General features: G+C 47.7%; 23 protein-coding genes. 1 reads left to right on the forward strand and 22 read right to left on the reverse strand.

Going from position 1 to position 19,495, the window contains the following annotated elements:
* Positions 1–120: 120 nt before the first annotated feature.
* The 15 genes from G6R30_RS03890 to G6R30_RS03960 form a co-directional block, all read right to left on the reverse strand.
* Positions 121–858 (reverse strand): DivIVA domain-containing protein, encoded by a 738-nt coding sequence (locus G6R30_RS03890; RefSeq protein ID WP_213821659.1) that lies wholly within the window; start codon positions 856–858, stop codon positions 121–123.
* A 27-nt stretch (positions 859–885) separates the two neighbouring features.
* Positions 886–1,680 (reverse strand): YlmH family RNA-binding protein, encoded by a 795-nt coding sequence (locus G6R30_RS03895; protein WP_213821661.1) that lies wholly within the window; start codon positions 1,678–1,680, stop codon positions 886–888.
* Position 1,681: 1 nt separating this feature from the next.
* Positions 1,682–1,951, reverse strand: a complete 270-nt coding sequence (locus G6R30_RS03900) for a YggT family protein (protein WP_238476787.1) — start codon at positions 1,949–1,951, stop codon at positions 1,682–1,684.
* A gap of 1 nt (position 1,952) precedes the next feature.
* The gene (locus G6R30_RS03905; protein ID WP_213821663.1) at positions 1,953–2,399 is read right to left on the reverse strand and encodes a cell division protein SepF; all 447 of its coding nucleotides are present in this window, start codon (positions 2,397–2,399) and stop codon (positions 1,953–1,955) included.
* A 13-nt stretch (positions 2,400–2,412) separates the two neighbouring features.
* Positions 2,413–3,687 (reverse strand): cell division protein FtsZ, encoded by a 1,275-nt coding sequence (gene ftsZ / locus G6R30_RS03910; protein WP_213821665.1) that lies wholly within the window; start codon positions 3,685–3,687, stop codon positions 2,413–2,415.
* 21 nt (positions 3,688–3,708) lie between these two features.
* Entirely contained in the window at positions 3,709–5,055 is a 1,347-nt protein-coding gene (ftsA, locus tag G6R30_RS03915; RefSeq protein ID WP_213821667.1) for a cell division protein FtsA, read from the reverse strand.
* A 103-nt stretch (positions 5,056–5,158) separates the two neighbouring features.
* Positions 5,159–5,863 (reverse strand): cell division protein FtsQ/DivIB, encoded by a 705-nt coding sequence (locus G6R30_RS03920; protein WP_213821669.1) that lies wholly within the window; start codon positions 5,861–5,863, stop codon positions 5,159–5,161.
* Positions 5,864–5,872: 9 nt separating this feature from the next.
* On the reverse strand, positions 5,873–6,973 hold the full coding sequence (gene murG, locus G6R30_RS03925; RefSeq protein ID WP_213821671.1) for an undecaprenyldiphospho-muramoylpentapeptide beta-N-acetylglucosaminyltransferase: 1,101 nt from the start codon (positions 6,971–6,973) through the stop codon (positions 5,873–5,875).
* 3 nt (positions 6,974–6,976) lie between these two features.
* Entirely contained in the window at positions 6,977–8,335 is a 1,359-nt protein-coding gene (murD, locus tag G6R30_RS03930; protein WP_213821673.1) for a UDP-N-acetylmuramoyl-L-alanine--D-glutamate ligase, read from the reverse strand.
* A 56-nt stretch (positions 8,336–8,391) separates the two neighbouring features.
* A complete protein-coding gene (gene mraY, locus G6R30_RS03935; protein ID WP_213821675.1) occupies positions 8,392–9,345 on the reverse strand; it encodes a phospho-N-acetylmuramoyl-pentapeptide-transferase in 954 nt (317 codons plus the stop codon).
* A 3-nt stretch (positions 9,346–9,348) separates the two neighbouring features.
* Positions 9,349–11,490 (reverse strand): peptidoglycan D,D-transpeptidase FtsI family protein, encoded by a 2,142-nt coding sequence (locus G6R30_RS03940; protein ID WP_213821677.1) that lies wholly within the window; start codon positions 11,488–11,490, stop codon positions 9,349–9,351.
* A gap of 3 nt (positions 11,491–11,493) precedes the next feature.
* Positions 11,494–11,862 carry a cell division protein FtsL gene (locus G6R30_RS03945; RefSeq protein WP_213821679.1) on the reverse strand — a complete coding sequence of 123 codons (369 nt, stop codon included), beginning with the start codon at positions 11,860–11,862 and terminating at the stop codon, positions 11,494–11,496.
* Positions 11,863–11,918: 56 nt separating this feature from the next.
* Positions 11,919–12,878, reverse strand: coding sequence for a 16S rRNA (cytosine(1402)-N(4))-methyltransferase RsmH (gene rsmH, locus G6R30_RS03950; protein WP_213821681.1), 960 nt, complete (start codon positions 12,876–12,878; stop codon positions 11,919–11,921).
* A 48-nt stretch (positions 12,879–12,926) separates the two neighbouring features.
* Positions 12,927–13,358, reverse strand: a complete 432-nt coding sequence (gene mraZ / locus G6R30_RS03955) for a division/cell wall cluster transcriptional repressor MraZ (RefSeq protein ID WP_213821683.1) — start codon at positions 13,356–13,358, stop codon at positions 12,927–12,929.
* A 162-nt stretch (positions 13,359–13,520) separates the two neighbouring features.
* Positions 13,521–13,868: a hypothetical protein gene (locus G6R30_RS03960; protein ID WP_213821684.1), complete on the reverse strand. Its 348-nt coding sequence runs from the start codon at positions 13,866–13,868 to the stop codon at positions 13,521–13,523.
* 101 nt (positions 13,869–13,969) lie between these two features.
* Between G6R30_RS03960 and G6R30_RS03965 the strand changes: the two genes are divergently transcribed.
* Complete coding sequence (locus G6R30_RS03965; RefSeq protein WP_213821686.1) at positions 13,970–14,197, forward strand: DUF4044 domain-containing protein; 228 nt, start codon at positions 13,970–13,972, stop codon at positions 14,195–14,197.
* Between the two features lie 63 nt (positions 14,198–14,260).
* On the opposite strand, the gene G6R30_RS03970 is transcribed toward G6R30_RS03965, so the two are convergent.
* From G6R30_RS03970 to rsgA, 7 genes are all read right to left on the reverse strand, one after another.
* A complete protein-coding gene (locus tag G6R30_RS03970; protein ID WP_213821688.1) occupies positions 14,261–15,964 on the reverse strand; it encodes a DAK2 domain-containing protein in 1,704 nt (567 codons plus the stop codon).
* A 6-nt stretch (positions 15,965–15,970) separates the two neighbouring features.
* On the reverse strand, positions 15,971–16,330 hold the full coding sequence (locus tag G6R30_RS03975; protein WP_213821690.1) for an Asp23/Gls24 family envelope stress response protein: 360 nt from the start codon (positions 16,328–16,330) through the stop codon (positions 15,971–15,973).
* 151 nt (positions 16,331–16,481) lie between these two features.
* Positions 16,482–16,682: a 50S ribosomal protein L28 gene (gene rpmB / locus G6R30_RS03980; protein ID WP_010691569.1), complete on the reverse strand. Its 201-nt coding sequence runs from the start codon at positions 16,680–16,682 to the stop codon at positions 16,482–16,484.
* Positions 16,683–16,773: 91 nt separating this feature from the next.
* On the reverse strand, positions 16,774–17,091 hold the full coding sequence (gene trxA, locus G6R30_RS03985) for a thioredoxin (RefSeq protein WP_213821692.1): 318 nt from the start codon (positions 17,089–17,091) through the stop codon (positions 16,774–16,776).
* On the reverse strand, positions 17,088–17,738 hold the full coding sequence (locus tag G6R30_RS03990; protein ID WP_213821695.1) for a thiamine diphosphokinase: 651 nt from the start codon (positions 17,736–17,738) through the stop codon (positions 17,088–17,090). Before G6R30_RS03990 ends, trxA begins: the two co-directional genes overlap by 4 nt.
* Before the next feature lie 57 nt (positions 17,739–17,795).
* Positions 17,796–18,452 (reverse strand): ribulose-phosphate 3-epimerase, encoded by a 657-nt coding sequence (gene rpe / locus G6R30_RS03995; protein WP_213821697.1) that lies wholly within the window; start codon positions 18,450–18,452, stop codon positions 17,796–17,798.
* Positions 18,453–18,483: 31 nt separating this feature from the next.
* Positions 18,484–19,401: a ribosome small subunit-dependent GTPase A gene (rsgA, locus tag G6R30_RS04000; protein ID WP_213821699.1), complete on the reverse strand. Its 918-nt coding sequence runs from the start codon at positions 19,399–19,401 to the stop codon at positions 18,484–18,486.
* Positions 19,402–19,495 lie beyond the last annotated feature (94 nt).

Below are 19,495 nucleotides of genomic sequence, written 5' to 3' on the forward strand. Positions count from 1 at the left end.
CTATTACATTCAGCGCTGGGAAAACGTCAGTGATATTTCCTTCTTGAGGGATTGGCCATCTCACACCGTACATGGCTCGCTTACAATATCAAGAATGAAACGCGTCTTACGTTCAATTACTTATTTTTCTTCTGATTCTGGAAAGACAACAACCGTTGGGTCAGCTGGCTTTTCCGTATCCTCATTGACTTTACTAGCCGGCTGATCGGAATCCGCTGCTTTGTCATCGGCCTTTTTTTCAATCGGTCCCTTGGCAAAGTCCGGAATCTCTTTCAAGTCAGTTGGCAAATCAACGGCCTCTTCTTCATCAGCCACGTGGCCATCATCCAACACCTTTTGTGAAAGCATCGATGCTGGCAAGGCCTCCACCGCTTCAGACAACTTGTCTTCTTGCAAAAGCGCCTTTTGATCGTCCAACAAAGAAAGGAAGGACTGCTTAAAGTCATTAACACGAGCACGCAAACGGTTTTGTTCGTCAACCAAGTCAACGTTTTCTTTGGCCAAACGTGTTGCCTCTGCTTCGGCCTTCGTACGAGCGTTATCCACAATTTCCTTGGCTTCTTGCTGTGCCTTTTCAAGTTGTGATTTAACTTCTTCTTCCGTTTCAGAACGCAAGCGAGATGCTGCTGATTGAGCAAACATAATTGATTCGTTCACCTGGTTCTTTTGACCTTCTAACTCGTCAATCTGTTCTTGTTGCTGACGACTCTTCTTTTGCAAAGCTTCGTAATCGGCAATCAAGGCACGGTAATCGTTATTGACTTCGTCCAAGAAAGAATCAACCTCGCGAGCCACGTATGCACGTGAACCCTTTCGAGTAAATTCGTGGTTCAAAATTTCATCTGGTGTTAATGCCATCGTTTCGTCCTCTCTCCCTCATTCTATTCAACGGTGAATGATTTGAAAAACTGCCTTTATTTTATCCCTTTTACTGTGTCCTGCCAAGCTTTGAAGGGAAATTCGTCCTTGCTTTCGAACAGAAATCACATCTTTTAAGCGAATGCTTCGATCCGCCGTCGTACTTTTCGACCAATTGACTGCAACCAAACCGCTATCAATGAGCGTTTTTGCTTCGGTTCGCGAAAGGTTAAAAGCACTCGCAATTGCAGCGTCTAGGCGTAAAGAAGGCAGCAGAAGGAAAACCTCTTCTCCCTCCTCTTCTTTTATAAACGCCTGGTCAGGTGATCGTTCTTGCCAGTCCGTCGACACCTTGCCAATTTGGCCAATTTCTTGACGAATAAACCGTAGGTAACGACGTTCAACCGCTACTTGAGCACGTCCCTTGGCTTCGTCAATCACAATATCACCAAAGGTTGCACGATCAATGCCAGCAGACAAGAAGGCGCCAAGCAGATCTTTATGGCGAAGTTGTACAAATTTCTTAGCAAAAGAAATTTCTAAAAGCGCCATGTCAAAGTCGCTGGCAACAACTTCCATAAATTCAGGAAAAATCAACACGCGGGCCTTCTCGGATCGATCAAACAAACCATCTGCCTGAAAGAAAATATCCGTTCGATCACCTAGCAAAAGACTTAAAATGTGTCGCTCTCGTGGATTCAAAAAGTGCGTGAGGACCATTCGATAGTCACTTCCCGCCGTTTCAATCCAGTCCAATGCTTGCGCGACAAAGGGACGTTCTTCTTCTGCAAAATGCTGCCCCGCTGCTTGATTATCAACCATTTTACAAAACCAGTCCCATCAGCATTGGCAGAACATAGTCCTCCAATCCCTGAAGTACCAATAAAGCAATCAAAGGTCGTAAATCTAAGAAGCCGAGCGGTTTAATAAAAGAAAAGAGCCCAAGATAGGGTTCAATAATCTTTCCAAGCTCACGGCCAAACCAGGTATGGTAAAGGCCAGGTAGCCAAGACATTAGAATGTAAATCACCAGCGCAAAGGAATAAATCTGAATGACATAGCGCAAGATGACGAAAAGCATCAGCAAAATCATATTAGTACCGTGATTGGTTATCTAAGTTTTCGCTCATTGACCCAGCGACTTCATAAGTCGAAGGTGTTAACAAGAAAATCTTCTCACCAATTCGTTCCATCGAGCCGTCAACGGCGTATACCGCACCACCAATGTAGTCCAGAATACGGCGAGCAGGGTCTTCTTCTAACTGTGAAAAGTTCACGATGACCGCATCACCCTCAATTACTTGAGAAGCAATGGCGCGTGAATCAGCATAAACCTTTGGCTCAAAGAGTGCGATTCGAGCATCAGCTGGGGCAGTCTGCGTCGCATTCACCGTGTTCTTTGGCTGCTTTTTAACGGCGGCCATTGATTTCTTAGGCTTTTCTTGCTGAGCTGCGGGTGCTTCTTCTTGCACTTCTTCATATTCGTCTTCGTAGTAATCATCATCACCAGAAAACAAGGTTTTAATTTTATCGAAAGCCATGAATTACTCCTTCTTAGCGCTTCTTAAAGAAAGGTGGCTGATCGTCATCTTCCGACGAAAGGTCAAGATCAATGTTTTGGTTAATTGGTTCAACGGGATCAAAGGCTTGCTTTTGCACACCGTCAAATTGCTTTTCATCTTGCTTTGGCTGTTGCTTGGTCGTAATGTCCCAATCAGCGAAAGGATCGTTTTTGGTATCAACGCCCTCCGCACCATCCGCTGCTGAACGGGAGAAAAGACCGGCCTGGTCGTTTGTTCCTTCGGCTTGCGCCGAAGGGGCTGGCTTTTCAGTCTTAGCCGTCGTCGCCTTAGCAGCCGGACGTTTCTTGCCATCTTCTAGGCCCGTTGCAATAACCGTGACACGAATGGCATCATTCATATCCATATCAACGGACGTTCCAAAGACAACGTTCACATCGCGACCAGCTTCTTGGTTGATAACGTCGGCAGCAGACTGTGCTTCGAAAACCGAAAGGTCAGCCCCACCCGTTACGTTCAAGAGCACTTCAGAAGCACCCGTCATATCAACTTCAAGCAATGGTGATGAGATGGCTGAACGAGTGGCATCGACAGCTCGTGATTCACCCGTTGCGGTTCCAACGCCCATCAAGGCAGGACCGGCATCTTCCATCACCGTCTTAACATCGGCAAAGTCCAAGTTGATGAAGCCAGGGTTCGTAATCAATTCGGAGATACCACGAACACCTTGGGCAACCACGTCATCAACAACCTTAAAGGCTTCAATGATTGGCAACTTCAAGTCGATTTGGTCCTTCAAACGTTCGTTTGTAATGACAACCAAGGAATCAACTTGTTCAGACAAAGCCTGCAACCCTTCGGTTGCATACTTTGAACGCTTTGGTCCTTCCCAGGCGAAGGGACGGGTAACGACGGCAACCGTCAAGGCACCCATGTCCTTTGCAATCTTAGCCACAACAGGGGCGGCACCGTTTCCGGTTCCACCACCCATGCCGGCTGTGATAATCACCATATCAGCACCCTTTAAGGCTTCTTCAATGGCTTCTTGTGATTCTTCTGCGGCCTTTGCCCCACGTTCGGGGTTAGACCCAGCGCCCAGACCACCGGTCAGCTTAGGACCGATTTGAATCTTTTCTTTTGCAGCGGACTTGTCCAAAGCTTGAACGTCCGTGTTGGCAACGATGAAGTCCACACCTTGGATATCATCTTCAATCATGTGGTTAATGGCGTTTGATCCACCACCACCAACACCGATGACCTTAATTACCGCGCCGGTTGATGCCTGCGTTTCGTCGATTGTAAAGTCCATGAAAATACTCCTTTGGAATGGTTAGTCTTCGTCGTTTGTTTCTGCAAATAATGAGGTCAAAGAAGTCTTCATCCTCTTGAAAAGGCCTTCTTTTGGCGCTTCATCATCCATGTAAAAGTCGTCTTCATCCTCTGTTGTCTGAATGACTTTTGCCTGCTTATCTGCTTGATGATAAGTCTCAGCCTCGGGTGCTTGATAGTTTTGCTTGCCCATCAAAACGGCCTTAATTAACTTTTGTAAGTCTGATTGAAAGGCTTCAAATGAAGCAAAAGCCAATGCCCGGGCAAAACTTGGATGGCGTAAGCCAATTTGGTTAGGGCGCGCTACTTGGACGTTTTCACCAAAGTGCGCCTGCGCCTTTGCAAGCAAGCCAGGTGTTGCCGCCGAACCACCGGTGATGATGTATCCACCCGGCAAATCATCGGCCCCAACACTATCGAGCTGCTGGTCAAGTCGATCAAAGATCTGATCGAAACGGGCTTCCATGATTTCGGCTAAGTAACGTTCATCGACGGGCTTCTTTTCGCTCAAGCCAACGGCATCCACGTAAAAGATTTGATCAGCAGAAGCTTGGTTCGCATCAGCAGAACCATACTTCACCTTAACCGCTTCCGCTTCGTCCTGTGAAATACTCAAAACCGTTGAAATATCTTTTGTAACGGATAGGCCACCTTCGTAGTCAACCGTCATATACTTCACTTTGTGATCATGAATGACAGAAGCCGTCGACTGGCCACCAGCCAAATCAATCAGAATGGCACCGAAGTTTTGTTCAGCATCTGACAGAAAAGCAGGTGCTAAGGCCATAGGCGCCAAGTCCATGGCAGCAATGGATAAGCCAGCTTTTTTAACAGCCGTCTTAATGCCATCAACCACCTTGTTTGGTGCCAGGTAAACCAAGCCTTGTACTTCGAGACGAACCCCAATCATATCCGTTGGGTCCTTAATGCCATCAAAGCCATCCACAATAAATTGCGAAGGCAGGAATTCGACCGGCGTTTCCTCTGCCAGTGACAGGGAATTCAAGGCCTGTGTCGTGACATTGACAACGTCTTGACCGGTAATTTGCTTATTTTGATTTTCGATTGAAACTAAACCAGACACCTTTTGGATGCTAACCTGGTTGGCGGGCAAGCCCACCACTACTTCTTCAATGGCCACGTTGGCCTTAGAGGAAGCCTGGGAAATCGCCTGTTTAATCGCTTCGGCCGTTTGGTTAATGTCAACAATGACACCCCGCTTCAACCCAGCGCCGGCGGCCGAACCCGTAGCAATGACGTTGAATCGACCACCGTTATTTTGAGCAACAACCACTTTTACCATGGTTGTGCCGATATCTAATCCAACTATCACGCCGTCTTGGGCCATGCTGTATCCCCTTTTAATTAAAAATTTTAAACTAAACCTAAAAATAATCTTAACATATTGGAAACCTGTCCGGTAGGCTTTCCAAGGAATTTCTCAAGGAATTTTATCTACGAACATAGCTATAGGAATAGGAACCGATTTGTAAGTCAATGACACCGTTTTGCGTCATCGATTGCGCGATTCCTGCATAGTAACGCATCTTTTCAGCCATTGTCTTCTGACTGGCATAAACGGTATTACCGTCGCTCATGACTAAAATCAGCTTACTATCGTTGTTACTGTCTGGTGCAAAACGAATTTCTCCAATGTCTTGACGAATGACTTTGTCAAGGGAGGAAACCGCGCGAGCGACGGCCTTTATCCGGCTCTCAGATTTAAAACCTTGATAAACCGGCCCGCGACCGTCTGGCTCCTTAACCTGGCGGCGGTTCCCATTCGAATCAAGCTGATACCAACGACCGTTTTCTTGAATAAAGCCAGCGTTAATCTTTTCTGAAACCTGCACGTTTAGCCGCTTCCCCGAAAGCTGCAAAGTCGTTTCTGACACCTTGCTGTTTTTCTGCTTTAACTTGTTAGCTAGAAAAGCTTCCTGCAAAACCACTTGATAACGGTAAGCACCCTCTTTGATGCCCAGCTGCTTTTCAATCGTTTCCGTTGGAATGTTTCCGGAATCAACCGAAACCGTGGTGATTTTTTGCCAGGGCTGCCAGCAGAACATGAGAATTGCGAAGACAGCAAAAAAAGCCAGGGCCCACCAGGCACTGGTTTTGACTCGATCTGTTGTGAATCTTGTCAGCTCTTCTTGCACGATGTACTCCTAGTTCTTGATAACGCTTTTAATCAATGCATAGAATCGATCGCCCGCATCCGTAATGCCGACCTGCTTGGACTGTCCCTTCATCGCTGCTGCCTGAGCATCGTTTTGAAGAAGGGCATCGGCGGCTTTAACCAAGCTGTTACCATCAAGATCCGGTTCCTTAATGGCCAAAGCCGCACCAGCATCAACCAAAGACTTGGCGTTCTTGCTTTGGTGATCACCCGTCACAAAGGGCGATGGCACCAAGATCGCAGGTAAGCCAAGGGCTGTTAATTCCGCAATCGACGTTGCACCGGCACGGGAAACGAGGACCGTTGCCTTTTGCATAACCGCCGGCATGTTTTCGATGTAAGGCAGGACTTTGACATGGTCTGACAAGGTCTTGCCCTGCTCTTTCAACAAGTCCATAAAGTGATCAATTCGCTTTGGTCCTGCGACAAGGACCACCTGGTAGTCGCGTTCATTAAAGGCCGGAATGGCTGCCAAAGTCGCCAAGTTAATCGCTGGTGCTCCCTGGGAACCACCAAAAATCAACAGCGTCTTCTTATCATCGGACAAGCCGTAGGTTGTCCATGAAAAGTCTGATTGCATCTTGGCCACTTCTTGTGCTCGAGGATTCCCAATCAATTCGGTTTTTTCCTTCGGGAAGAAAGCCTGGGCATCGGGAAAGGCAATCCCAATCTTCGTCGCGTTTTTCGCCAAGAATTTGTTCGTCACGCCAGCCACAGAGTTTTGTTCATGAATCACAGTTGGCACGTGTAATTTCTGGGCCGCCTTTAAAACAGCTCCTGACACGTAGCCACCCGTGCCAACCACGACGTCTGGTTGAAAGTCGCGGATCATCTTTTTGGCCTGCTTAACCGCCTTTAAGAACAGCCAAACGGTCTTGACGTTATCCATTGAAAGTGAGCGCTTAAAACCCTGTACGTGCAATTGTTTGAAGGGCATGCCCGTCTTTGGAACAATGTTTTTTTCAACACCACGGAAGGAACCAACGTAGAGAAATTCCGCATCGTCTTCCTTTTCCTTAATGATGTCTGCTAAAGCGAGCGCCGGGTAAATGTGGCCGCCAGTGCCGCCACCAGAGAGCATGACTTTCATGGATTAATCCTTCTTTCCTAAAGCTTTTTTCAATGCGGCAACGTATTTGTCACCACGAATCTCAAAGTTGGGATACTGATCCCAAGAAGCTGCCGCCGGTGACAGTAAGACCACCTCGCCTGGCTTGGCCATTTGAACGGCCAGTGGCGCCGCCTCTTCGACGTTTTCAACGACAGTCACAGGCAGATTAGCTGCCTTTGCCATGGCCACCACCTTATCGGTCGTTTGGCCAAAGGCAATCACCTGAATCACGTTTTTCAAATCGGGTACCAAGCGATTCAAATCATCGCCACGGTCCAAGCCCCCTGCCAGAAGAATCGTTGGCTCCTTGAAGGCCGATAGTGCGGCCTGAGTGGCCTCGATGTCCGTGGCCTTGGAATCATTGTAGTAAATGACGCCATCTTCCTTGAACAAGTACTCCAAGCGGTGCTTAACCCCCGCAAAAGTCGTTAGCACTTCCTTCATGGCTTCCAGACTGCAACCCGCAACCGTTGCGGCAGCCGTTGCAGCCAAGGCGTTTTCCAAATTTGGACGGCCGACCAATTTCACTTCATCAAAGGGCATCAAAACCTTACCATCGAGCACCAAATTACCAGCATTTTCATGGGCGAAGGCCTGTTGGTTATCGGGATCAAAGGTGTGAACCCGAGCCTTTGACAGCGCCTTAATGGCTGCTGTATCCTTCCCGGTTCCATTCAAAATCAGGGTTTGGTCAGGTCGTTGGTGAATGGCCACGCGTTCCTTTGCCGCCACGTAGTTGTCCCGGTTGTGGTGGAAGTCCAAATGGTTAGCAAAAATATTGGTAATCACAGCGATATCCGCTTGGATTTCCGGAATTCCCACCAATTGGAAAGTCGATAGCTCCAAGACCAAGGTGTCCTTTGAACCCAAGTCGCCGATGACTTCACAAACCGGTGTTCCGATGTTACCGGCAATCACGACTTTGCCCTGCTTGGGATCATGTTGGAGCATGGCGCCGAGTAGCGAAGTCGTGGTCGTTTTACCATTTGAGCCGGTCACGACAATCAACCGTCCAGTAAAGGTCGAGAGTGCCACGGCGACTTCGGTCAAGACGGGGACACCCAGAGATTCGGCCTTTTCAACAATTGGATGGTTATAGAAAATGCCCGGGTTTTTAACCAAGTAATCGCTATCTGCTGCGAGCGCTTCAGCTTGATCGTTTTCAATAAAGACGACGCCGGCCTCTTTCAATTCACGAACATCTTGATCATCTACAATGGCATCGCGATTGGCCACGATGACTTTGGCACCGAGCGCAAGCAAGCGTTTTGCTGCTGCCCGACCGGACTTGGCCCAGCCAAGAACCAATACTTTTTTTCCATTAAAATCTAAAGCTGCCATGACGAACTCCCCCTTTGATACTTATGTACGGTGGCGCTGCCACCATGATTGAATGGTTAGAAAATCCAGAGTGCGATTGCTGCAAAGAGCAGTCCGAAGGCCCAGAAGGCACAATTAATCTGCCATTCGCTCCAACCAAACTTTTCAAAGGAATGGTGGATTGGGGCCATTGGAAAAACACGCACCTTGAAGAAGTGGTAAGAAATGGTCTGAATAATCACGGACAGTGTTTCAATTACAAAAACCAGACCAATCAAAAGCAGTGAAATCACCGCGTGCAACTGAATGGACTCGACGGCTAATCCAGCCCCAATTGCCAGGGAACCCGTGTCGCCCATGAAAATCTTTGCCTTTGGCTTATTGAAGAGTAAAAAGCCGACCAAAGAACCCATCAGGACAACGTTGAAGGAAACCATGGCCCAGTTATCCGCACGAACGGCCATATAGGTGTAGGCACCATAGGCAATCAAAGCCAAACCAGTCAGCAAGCCATCCAACCCGTCCGTCAAGTTCGTTGCATTGGACCAACCCACCAACCAGAACCAGAGGAAGATAATGTAAAAGAAGCCAAGGTAAACAATGCCAAAATAAGGCAAGTTCAAGCCCGCTGGGACACGCATGGCCCAGAGCAAGAGCATCACAATCAAGGCCGAAATCGTTTGCGCTAACAGCTTGGGCTTAAAAGCAAAACCATCGTCGGCATGGTGAATTAACTTCAAAACATCGTCAACTGCACCGATCATTCCATAGGAGGCAAAGCCAACGGCCAAGGCCAAGATGGTCGTCAAGGAATGACTATTTTGATACGTACTTGGTAGGCAGAAAACAACGGCCAGTGTGACAAAGCCAAAGACAGCCCCACCCAATGACGGGGTCCCCGCCTTGGCTTGGTGGTCTGGCCCCAGCACACGAATGACCGCTTGTTCCTTACTCTGTTTTAACTTCTTAATAACCGTTGGCATGGCAATGGCCGTCAAGACCATCCCCAATAGAAATTCTAATACAAGCATTTCCTAATCCTTCTCTTTAAACGTAACCTCAAGGCTCTTCTGGTTTTGAAGAACCGTACCCGCTTTCAGCGACTGCTTCTGGGCATAACCAGAATCCGTTAACTTTATTTTAACACCAGCCAGGTATCCCCATGACAAAACTTCATTTTGACTCCAATCAGTAAAGTCGGGCACCGTCGTCGTGCCGGCAGCAGTCAGCAAAACGAGCTGCCCCTTCACGGCCGATTGACCGCCCTTAATGGATTGAGCGCTGACTTTTCCCTTTGAGCCAACAGTCGCTACGCGCATACCGGCATCGGTCAATGCTTTTGTTGCGTCATCGATGCTCTTACCCCGAACATCAGGTAAATCGACCGTCTTGGTTGCGGACTTAACGGATGAATCTTCATCGTTCAAAGCCTGTAACATCACCGGACGGAAGACGTTGTTCAAGGTAATCTGAATGTTGGCATCTGGAAATACCTGTGGTTGGCGAACCACGACATACATAATGTACCGTGGATTATCGCTTGGAACAAGGGCCATCACCGAGTGAATGGCATTGGTCAAACCGTCCAAATACTTCCCGTTTTCAGCGATTTGGGCTGTTCCAGTTTTGGCCGCCACTTGATAGCCTGCATCCGACAGTGAGTACTGCTTGGCCGTTCCGTCGTCGGCATTGACAACGCCTTCCATGTTCTTCAACACTTCCTTGGCAGTTGATGACGAAACCGGCGTTCCGACTTTGGTCGTCTTACCTGTCGAGGTTGTTTTACCAGTCAGGGGATCCGTTGTCTTTTGAATCAAGTAAGGCTTGACCATCGTCCCCTTATTGGCAAAGGCCGAATAGGCCTGCAGCATTTGTGCCGGCGTCGTTCGAATGGCCTGACCATAGGAGGTGTTGGCTTGGTCAATTGGTTGTTCAAAAGAAATCGAACCGGTTTGTTCGTTTGGAAGTTCAACCCCCGTCTTCTTTAAGAAGTGGAAGCGATCAATATAGGACTTCCAAGTTTTGGCACCCAGTGACTGCTCAATCTTTGCAAAACCAACGTTTGAAGATCGCTCGTAGGCTTGTCGGTAGGTCAACGTACCCGCGTTATTACCAAAGGCATCCGTCACCTTTTGCCCATCGATATCCAGGGTTCCAGATTGATAGGTCGCATCGGGCTGCCACTTCTTTTCCTGAATGGCAGCAGCCAAGGTGATGGTCTTCATGGTTGATCCAGGTTCAAAGGCTGCCTGGTTAAGCATGTTTTCCCAGGCATCGGAAAGGCCATCTTGCGTATTAGGATCGAAGTTTGGTCGTTGCGTGGCCGCGACAATCTTACCGGTTTTGGCCTCCATCACAAAGGCCGCGGCTGACTTGGCTTTGGTTCCCGAATAGAGAACATCCATCCGGTTTTCCAAAGTCGCCTGTAGCTTTTCATCGATGGTTAACGTGACGTTATCACCGTTTTTGACTTGATTCTTCTTATCCTGTTGGACATCGGCGCCAAGAGAGGTGGTTAGGCCGTCTTTCCCGCGCAATGCGGTGTTCTTAAAGGCCTCGACCCCGAGCACACCGTTCAATGTCTTTTGCCCGACTTTGTTGGCAACGGAATTGGTCAAACCAACTATGTGGGAGGCCATTCGGTTGTTCGGATAGTAGCGGGCGGGCTGCGCGGTAAACTTGATACCCGAAAGATTCAACTTCTTAATCTGGTTGTACTGATCAACAGACAGGTTCTTCGCCTTTGTTCCCAGCTCAACCTGCAGCTTATTCGAAGACAGTTGTTGGTAAAGATCATTCTCGTCGGCACCCAAAATTGGGGCCAAAGCAGCCGCCGTTGATTTGGGATCCGTTACGTAATCCGGCTTGCCATTCACCTTCTGCTTCTTATCTAAGACCGCATACATGTCATAGACCGTCGAATTATCAGCCAAAACGGAGCCGTTTGATGACAGAATTTGGCCACGAGTGGCCGGCACCGTCGACTTTTGCATAAAAGTCAGCCGCGTTGCAGCTGACAAGTCATGGTTATTAACTGATTTAAAGCCGGCAATTTGAAAAAGACGACCACCCATTACCACAATGATAATCAACGCGAAGAGTCCGAGCAGTGCGCCGAACTTTCGTGCATTTCCTGTGATCTTTTTGCCGAGTTGTCGTCTTTTACTTTGTTTCATAATTTATTGATTGACGTTGCGAACGTTCGTTGTGCTTTGTTCCATGTTAGCCGATTTCGCAACTTTCTCCAAGTTATCCTTGTTGGTCTTTGTCTGAATATCACCCCGGTAGGAGTCGTTTTCTTCGTTGACCTTGTCGATCTTTTCGCTAACCGCTTGGTTTTTCGCATCGACGCGTTGCATGGACACCGTCGTCCACACCGTTGCTAACATCACGAAGAGAACCGTCACTGCCATGACAACAACGAGCGAGCGTTCTTGCTTTGTCCAAACAGCGGGTTGGTAGCGCTTTTTAACTTTAACCTTTTTTCGGGCGGGTTGGGCCGGCAGCGCTCTGGCTGCGTTTTCATATCGATACGCATTTTGTGCCATCAGGTTCTCTCCTTTATCGTACTTCGCTAGTCACTTCAACGAACTTCAGTCGAAGGTCAGCGTTCTTTTACATCACGCACCCGTTCGATTCCTCGTAATTGTGCCGAGGCAGAACGGTGATTTTCTTCTTGTTCTTCTTGGCTTGGCTTAATCGCCTTACGAGTCAACAGCCGGTAATCCGGCGCCATTTCGTCTGGCATCACCGGTAAGCCGCGGGGTAATTCGGGCTCCTGGGACTTTTCCTTGAACATTTGCTTTATCAAGCGGTCCTCTTGCGACTGGAAGGAGATGGCCGAAATCCGGCCACCAACAGCCAACAAATCCAAGGCCTGCTCGAGCGAATCTTCCAAGGCGCCTAGCTCATCATTCACCGCTACGCGTAACGCTTGAAAGGAACGCTTTGCTGGATGGCCACCATGGCGACGGGCCGGTGCTGGAATCGCTTCTTTAATCAATTCGACCAGTTGAAAAGTCGTTTCGATGGGTTCTTGTTCACGGGCCTGTTCAATTTTTCGAGCAATGGCCTTTCCAAAACGATCTTCTCCATATCGGGTTAACACACGCACCAGGTCATTAAAGGGCCAGTCGTTGACGATGGTCTTGGCTGTAAGTTCCTGCCGCTGATCCATGCGCATGTCGAGTGGCGCATCGTGATTATAGGAAAAGCCACGGTCACCTTGATCAAATTGAACGGAGGAAACCCCCAAGTCGTACAAAACACCGTCAACGTGATCGATACCCTTTGCGTGCAAAGCACTCGTTAACGTCCGAAAATTATCAAAAATCAAAACCAGCTTTCCGGCTTCAATTTCTTTTTGGTACTGTTTTTTGTTATACGAAATCGCGGTTTCATCCTGATCAAAGGAGTAAAGCCGGCCAGTTGTCAGCTTCGATAAGATAACGCCGGTATGTCCACCACCCCCAAGGGTTGCATCGACATAAACGCCATCCGGTTTAACGGCTAGTAAATCAACCGCTTCTTTCTGGAGAACGGTTACGTGTTCAAATGTCATCATCATTCCCCTTTCACTCGTTCATGTCAGAAAGCGGCAGTCCGTGACCAATTAAAAGTCAAAGTCCACCAATCCCTCGGCAATCTCATCAAAGTTCTCGGCTGTTTGTTCCGTGTATGCCTGCCAGTTTTCAGCTGACCAGATTTCAAAGGAATCACCAACACCGGTTACCACTACTTCCTTTGCAAGTTCGGCATGTTCCTTTAAGTTCGGTGCAATAATGACGCGGCCTTGCTTATCAAATTCCGCCTGCATGGACCCAGCCATGACGAAACGCTTAAAAGCACGGGCGTCTTTCTTCCCGATTGGTAAATTATTTAATTGCTCTTCGAGCTTATTCCAAACGTCCAATGGCATGGCGCGCAAGGAATGTTCCATCCACTTGGCAATGACGAAAGTCTCACCGAGTTGGTTTCGAAATTTCGCCGGAATCGTGAGCCGGCCCTTGGGATCTAGATTATGTGATGATTCACCCATGAACATGATGGCCCACGTCTCCTTTCCTGTGGATTACTTAAATATAACTTACCACATTCCCCCACTTTTCACCACTTTTCCTTAATTTTATTTAAAGTTTGCCATAAAAAAAGAGCCAAATCCTTGATTTAACAAGGATTTGGCTCAGTGGGGGATTTCCCCTATTTTTTACAAAAATTGATTGAATAAAGCAGCCAAAATGGTGATTAAGACTAACAGAATGGCTAAAAGACCGGAAAAACGCCAGAATAGATGGGTAAAACGTAAAATATCGACATCGTTTTTCCCCATTAAAAGAAAGGCTAGTAAACTAGCCAGTAATAATAAGAGGGCTAGAATGAGCAAAAGATCCGAACGGTAAAAGGCGGCCCCTTCAATCAAATAGAAGGCTAGCCAACTCGGGAGTGCTGCTAAATCAATAAAGGATAGTTTTGGCAACATCCGATAAAGAAAACGCCAAATCATCACAAGTAGTAATACCGCCAACCAAAGGCCAGCCCAAAAATACCAAACCATGTTATTCACCTCCAGTTAACTGTATCAAGGTCGCTCGAAAATTTCAATTTTAATGCCCTCTATGGTAAGATAACCCTAGAACATTCAGGAGAACACGGGATATGTCGAAGAAAAAGAAACAGCAGATTGAAAAAGATCAGCCAATCGCACCAACGGTTGATCAGGCACTAGAAGACGAGGTTAACCGTCAACTGAACAAGCGCCCGCTACCAACGGTTGAAAAGAAAAAGAAGACACGTTATCAAAAGTGGACATTATTCATGTCCCTCTTCATGGTCATTGTCATGGCTGGTTCTGTTATTTACGCCGCCATTTCAGCCATCCGTTAAGAAGTTTTTTAACATAAACGTACAAAAAAAGACGAGCTTTGCTCGTCTTTTTTATTTGCTAATTTATTCAACTGACAACAAGAATGGATACAAATCTTGTCCACCATTGTGCACTTCGATTTCCAAATCGTCATCAATTTCTTCGATGGCTTCTTCCAAAGCCTTCTCAGCTTTGGCCTTGGCACCCTTACCAGAAATAATGGTGACAATTTCAGAATCGTCATCACACATCTCTTGAAGAAGTGACTTGGCTGTTTCAACGAGCTGCTTACCAACGACAACAATTTCGCCGTCCTTCATACCAAGCCAATCACCCTTTTTGATGTCATGGCCCTTCAAAGTCGTTTCTCGCACCGCTTGCGTGACGGCGCCGGAAACAACCGTTGCCAATTCTTCCGTCATGGCTGCTTGGTTATCTTCCAATGAGGCATCGGGATTGTAGCCAAGCATGGCCGTCAATCCTTGTTGGATGGAACGGGACTTAACAACTGAAACCGGAACATCTGCCAGATCCTTAGCCTGATCAGCCGCCAGGAAAATGTTCGAGTTGTTTGGCAAAATGATGGCTTCTTTGGCGCCGGATTGTTCAATGGCATCAACAAAGTCCTTGGTTGACGGATTCATTGTTTGTCCACCGGTAAGCACTTGGTAAACGCCAAGCGATTCAAAGAGTTTGGCGATTCCGTCACCAGAGGCAACGGCGAAGACGGCCTTCTCAGGCGCCTCAACCGGCTTCTTAGCCTGGCCAGCCGCCTGGTTTTCAGCTTCCTGCTTGTCAATCACTGCCTGTTGCTGATCGCGCATGTTGTCGACTTTGACCTTGCGCAAAGAACCGAATTCCGTTCCCCAGTGGATAATCGAACCAGGGTCTTCCGTGTGTACGTGAACCTTCACAACGTCATCATCGTTAATGACAAGAAGAGAGTCACCCTTGTCGGCAATGTAGTTATAGAACTTATCGTAGTCAAAGGGTTGGTCATAAGTTGTCCCGACACCCAAGTCAACCATGATTTCAGTACAGTAACCATACTTGATATCTTCGGGATTCAAGGACTCATCCGCTTGTGCACCGGCGTGAAGCTTGGAAACCATTTGGTCCAATTCCGCGTTATCAGGCGCCTTCAAGTTATCTTCATCAAAAGTACCCAACACTACTTCAGAAAAGCCAGACAGGACCATTACAAGACCCTGCCCACCGGAATCAACGACGCCGACTTCTTTCAAGACGGGCAAGAGGTCAGGCGTTGAATCCAATGCCTTCTGCGAAGCTGCAAAAGTCTTTTCCATCAACGTTGGCAAGTCGTCTCCCGCCGTCGCTGAACGATCCGCTTCGGCAGCTGCCTCACGAATCACCGTCAAAATGGTTCCTTCGGTAGGCTTCATCACTGACTTATAGGCGACTTTGGCAGCTTCCATCAACGCATCGGCCATGTCGCGGGCTGAAAGAGTTTCCTTTTCGCCCATTGAATTGGCCATTCCACGGAAAATCTGTGAAAGAATGACACCAGAATTTCCACGGGCGCCCATTAAGAGACCCTTGGCTGTAGCTTTTGATAGCAAACCGACCGTTTGATCCTGTGACTCGCGCTCGTATTCAGCACCAGAAGCCATGGACAAGGCCATGTTCGTTCCCGTATCCCCATCGGGCACGGGAAAAACGTTTAATTTATTAATGTTTTCCGCATTGGCAGACAACTTGGCTGCGGCAGCGTTCACCATCTTCCCATATACCAAGGGGGTGATGGTGGTTATTTTTTCTGCAGTCATTTTACTTTAATCCTCGGTTTCAATCCCTTGAACAATGACGTTCACTTCAGGTACATGCAAGCCTAGGTAGGCGTTTAAATAATACTTGACACGGGCTTGAACAGAAGTGGAAATATCTGCCAACTTCATGCCGTGTTGAACCACGATGTAAACATCAATCGTCAGGCCCTTATCGCCTTGAGAAACCACAACACCACGGCCGTAGCTTTCACGATTCAAAATCTGGTTCACACCGTCTTTCAAAGCAGAGCGAGAAGCCATCCCAACCACACCAGGATTGGCGATGGTTGCGCCACCGACAACGGAGGCAATGACATCGTTTTCAACTGTGACATCACCGTTTTTTGTTCGAATTTTAATTGCCATCACATAAGTCCATGAAGCATGAAACACGCTCCACTTTTCCTTTCAAATTACTTACATCCTATTTTACCATGACCTGACCAAAAGCCCCAACTTAACGGCATTCTTTTTCAGGGTCATTTAAAAATAAAAAAACCACCCAGTGGAGTGGTTTTTATACACGTTCGATTGAGCCGTTCTTTAATCCGGCCTTCAACGTACGTGCCGTTAAGTAAACTTTCTTAGGTGCGGAACCGTTAATCTTAACCGTTACCTTTTGCAAGTTTGGCTTCCAGCTACGACGACTTGAGTTCAAGGCGTGTGAACGTTGGTTACCAAAACGGGTGCGTGCACCGTTAATTGCATCTTTTGCCATGTCTGACCCTCCTATCCGAGCCGCACGACGTGCCTGCTCTTCTTATCAACAATACAATATTTTACCAGAGGGTTTAGACTTTGGCAAGATATTAGGCGTATTTATGCAAAATTTCGCTTAATTGTTCTTTATTGTGGAAACCAGTCAAGCGTTCAACGGCTTGTCCGTCCTTCATCACAACCAACGTCGGGATGGCCCGAATGCCAAAGTTTCCTGGCGTTTCCTTGTTTTCATCCACATCCACCTTATAAAAGTCGATGCCTGAGAAACTGCCATCCTCTGCTAAAGCGTCGAGGACTGGTGACTGCATCTTGCATGGGCCACACCAAGTTGCCCAAAAATCAGTAATGGAGACACCGTTCTTTGTTTTCTCCTCGAAATTTTCGTCTGTTAATGCTTCAACTGTCATTCATTCCTCCTATCCGTCGATTGAATCACCAGCACTATGCCGCTTCCAATTGAAACGTGTACCAATTCTCCAATAAATTCATTCGACGAATACATTCTACCGCTATTTACGCTCAAGGTCAACGGATATTCTGCGTCGAGGATTTCAAAATTATCAAGTATACCTAATGGCATAAAACCTAAATAATGATGCCCTGGCAACTTTTTAACCACCTGGTGATTGGCATCCAAATAGGTCACTTGGTTCTGCCGGTCCACCACCCGTAAAGAACCAACCAAATGATGAAAGTCCGCTCGCAAAGGGATGGTCAAATTTGACAACTCATGGTCGAGCCGTCCGCCGGTTGCTCCATAAAGAACAATTTCGTCTGCTCCCTGCTGCATGGCAAAGCGAATGGCCAACTCCGTATCCGTATCGTCTTTAGCCGGTGGATAGACGGCAAATTGCCGCTCCTCTTGAAAACACCTTAAGCGCCCTTTCTCCTCTTCTGAGACTGAATCAAAGTCGCCGACTGCAAGAAGTGGTTCAATCCCTTCTTCCATCAGGAAAAAGGCGCCTCGATCCGCGCCAATCCATTGACCCGGTTCCTCAAACATTTTTTCTGGCCAATTCTCTCTGGGGCCCCCAGCTAAAACGTTAATTCGCATCTTACCTCCAAAAAAGGCGGCCGAATTCAATCGGACCGCCAAGGCCATTCGGCCCTTTTACTTCGTTACATCCAAAAGCGTTTGAACCTTGGCTGCAGGATCTTTTTTGTCGTAGACGTATGAACCAGCAACGAAAACATTAGCACCGGCATCTGCCGTCAATTTCGCCGTTTCGTTGTTAATCCCACCGTCCACTTCGATATCAAATTCCAAGCCAAGTTCATCACGGTAAACGACTAATTCCTTAATCTTTTCCGTCATTTCTGGCAAGAAGGCCTGGCCACCAAAGCCAGGGTTAACCGTCATCACCAAAACCTGGTCAACCATGCTCAAAACTGGCACAATCGCTGAAACTGGCGTTCCTGGGTTAATCACGACTTCAGCCTTGACACCGGCCTTTTTGATCATTTGCAACACCCGGTGAATGTGTGGGGTTGCTTCAACATGAACACCAATCAAGTTGGCGCCCGCTTCGGCCAAAGCCGCCACATGGTTTTCAGGGTGAACAGCCATCAAGTGGACGTCTAAGAACAAGTTGGTCATCGGGCGCAATTGCTTAACCCATGCAGGACCATACGCCATTGATGGGACAAATGAGCCGTCCATCAAATCAATGTGGAGATATTGTGCCCCTGCCTTTTCAACCAAAGTCACGTCTTCACCCAACTTTGTTACATCCGCACTCAAAATTGACGGTGCAATAATTCCTGCCATGTCGTTCCTCTTTCTTTTCTAATTCGCTCGATTAATTTAAACGATCCTGCTTCCACTTGCTGGACGTTTTCTGATAGACCGGCCGTTTTCCCTTAATAATTTGGTAAAACAGTTCATAGCTATTATACCGTTCAGCGCTTATGCTGCCAAGTTCGACGGCCTCTTTGACCGCACAGCCCGGTTCATTTAAGTGTGAGCAAGTTCGGAAGCGGCAGTTCACTGCCACTTGCCGAATCTCTGGAAAATAATCCCCCAATTGTTCAACCGGAAAGTCAAAGACTTCATAAGAAGAGAAGCCAGGGGTATCGGCAATCAAGGTCTCGTATTCCGGCACGGGAATCAAGGATACCTGTCGTGTCGTGTGCTTTCCACGAGAAAGCGCCTGGGAAACCTCGCCAACGGCTAATTGTAATTCTGGTGCCAGCTGATTCAACAGCGTGGACTTACCAGCACCCGTTTGCCCCATTGCCACAACAACACGGTCTTTCAAGAGTGGCGAAAAGGCCGTCTGCAGATCATCACCAGCAAAAATCACTGGGTAGCCAATGGCTTCATAAAGACTGACCTTGGCTTTAAAAGTCGCCCGTTCTTCTTCTGACAGCAAATCAAGCTTCGAGAAGTAGAGCACGGGGTGGACTTTTTCAGCCTCTAGCGCAACCAATTGGCGGTCCAACAAGTTTTGCGAAAAAGCGGGTTCGACAACTGAGGTCACCACAATGGCCAAGTCAACATTGGCCATTGGCGGACGCACCAAGCTATTTTCACGCTCATGTAGCGCCCAGATCAACCCTTCTCCATTCTCAGACTCAAAGTCGGCCCAGTCCCCCACCAAGGGCTTCTGTCCGTTTTTGCGAAACTGCCCCCGCGCGCGGGTTCGCTCCACCGTTCCGTCCTCGAGCATTAAATCATAATAACCGGCCAACGACCGTATAATCCGTCCTGTTTTCATAGGGATATTATAGCATGAGTGCTTTAAGACACGCTTTGAAAAGTCCGAACAAATAAAAAGAGTCGCCCAAACAACTGTTTGAGCAACTCATTTT

Origin of the sequence: Fructobacillus parabroussonetiae, assembly GCF_018437265.1 — a bacterium.
In the GTDB taxonomy this organism is placed as follows: domain Bacteria; phylum Bacillota; class Bacilli; order Lactobacillales; family Lactobacillaceae; genus Fructobacillus; species Fructobacillus parabroussonetiae.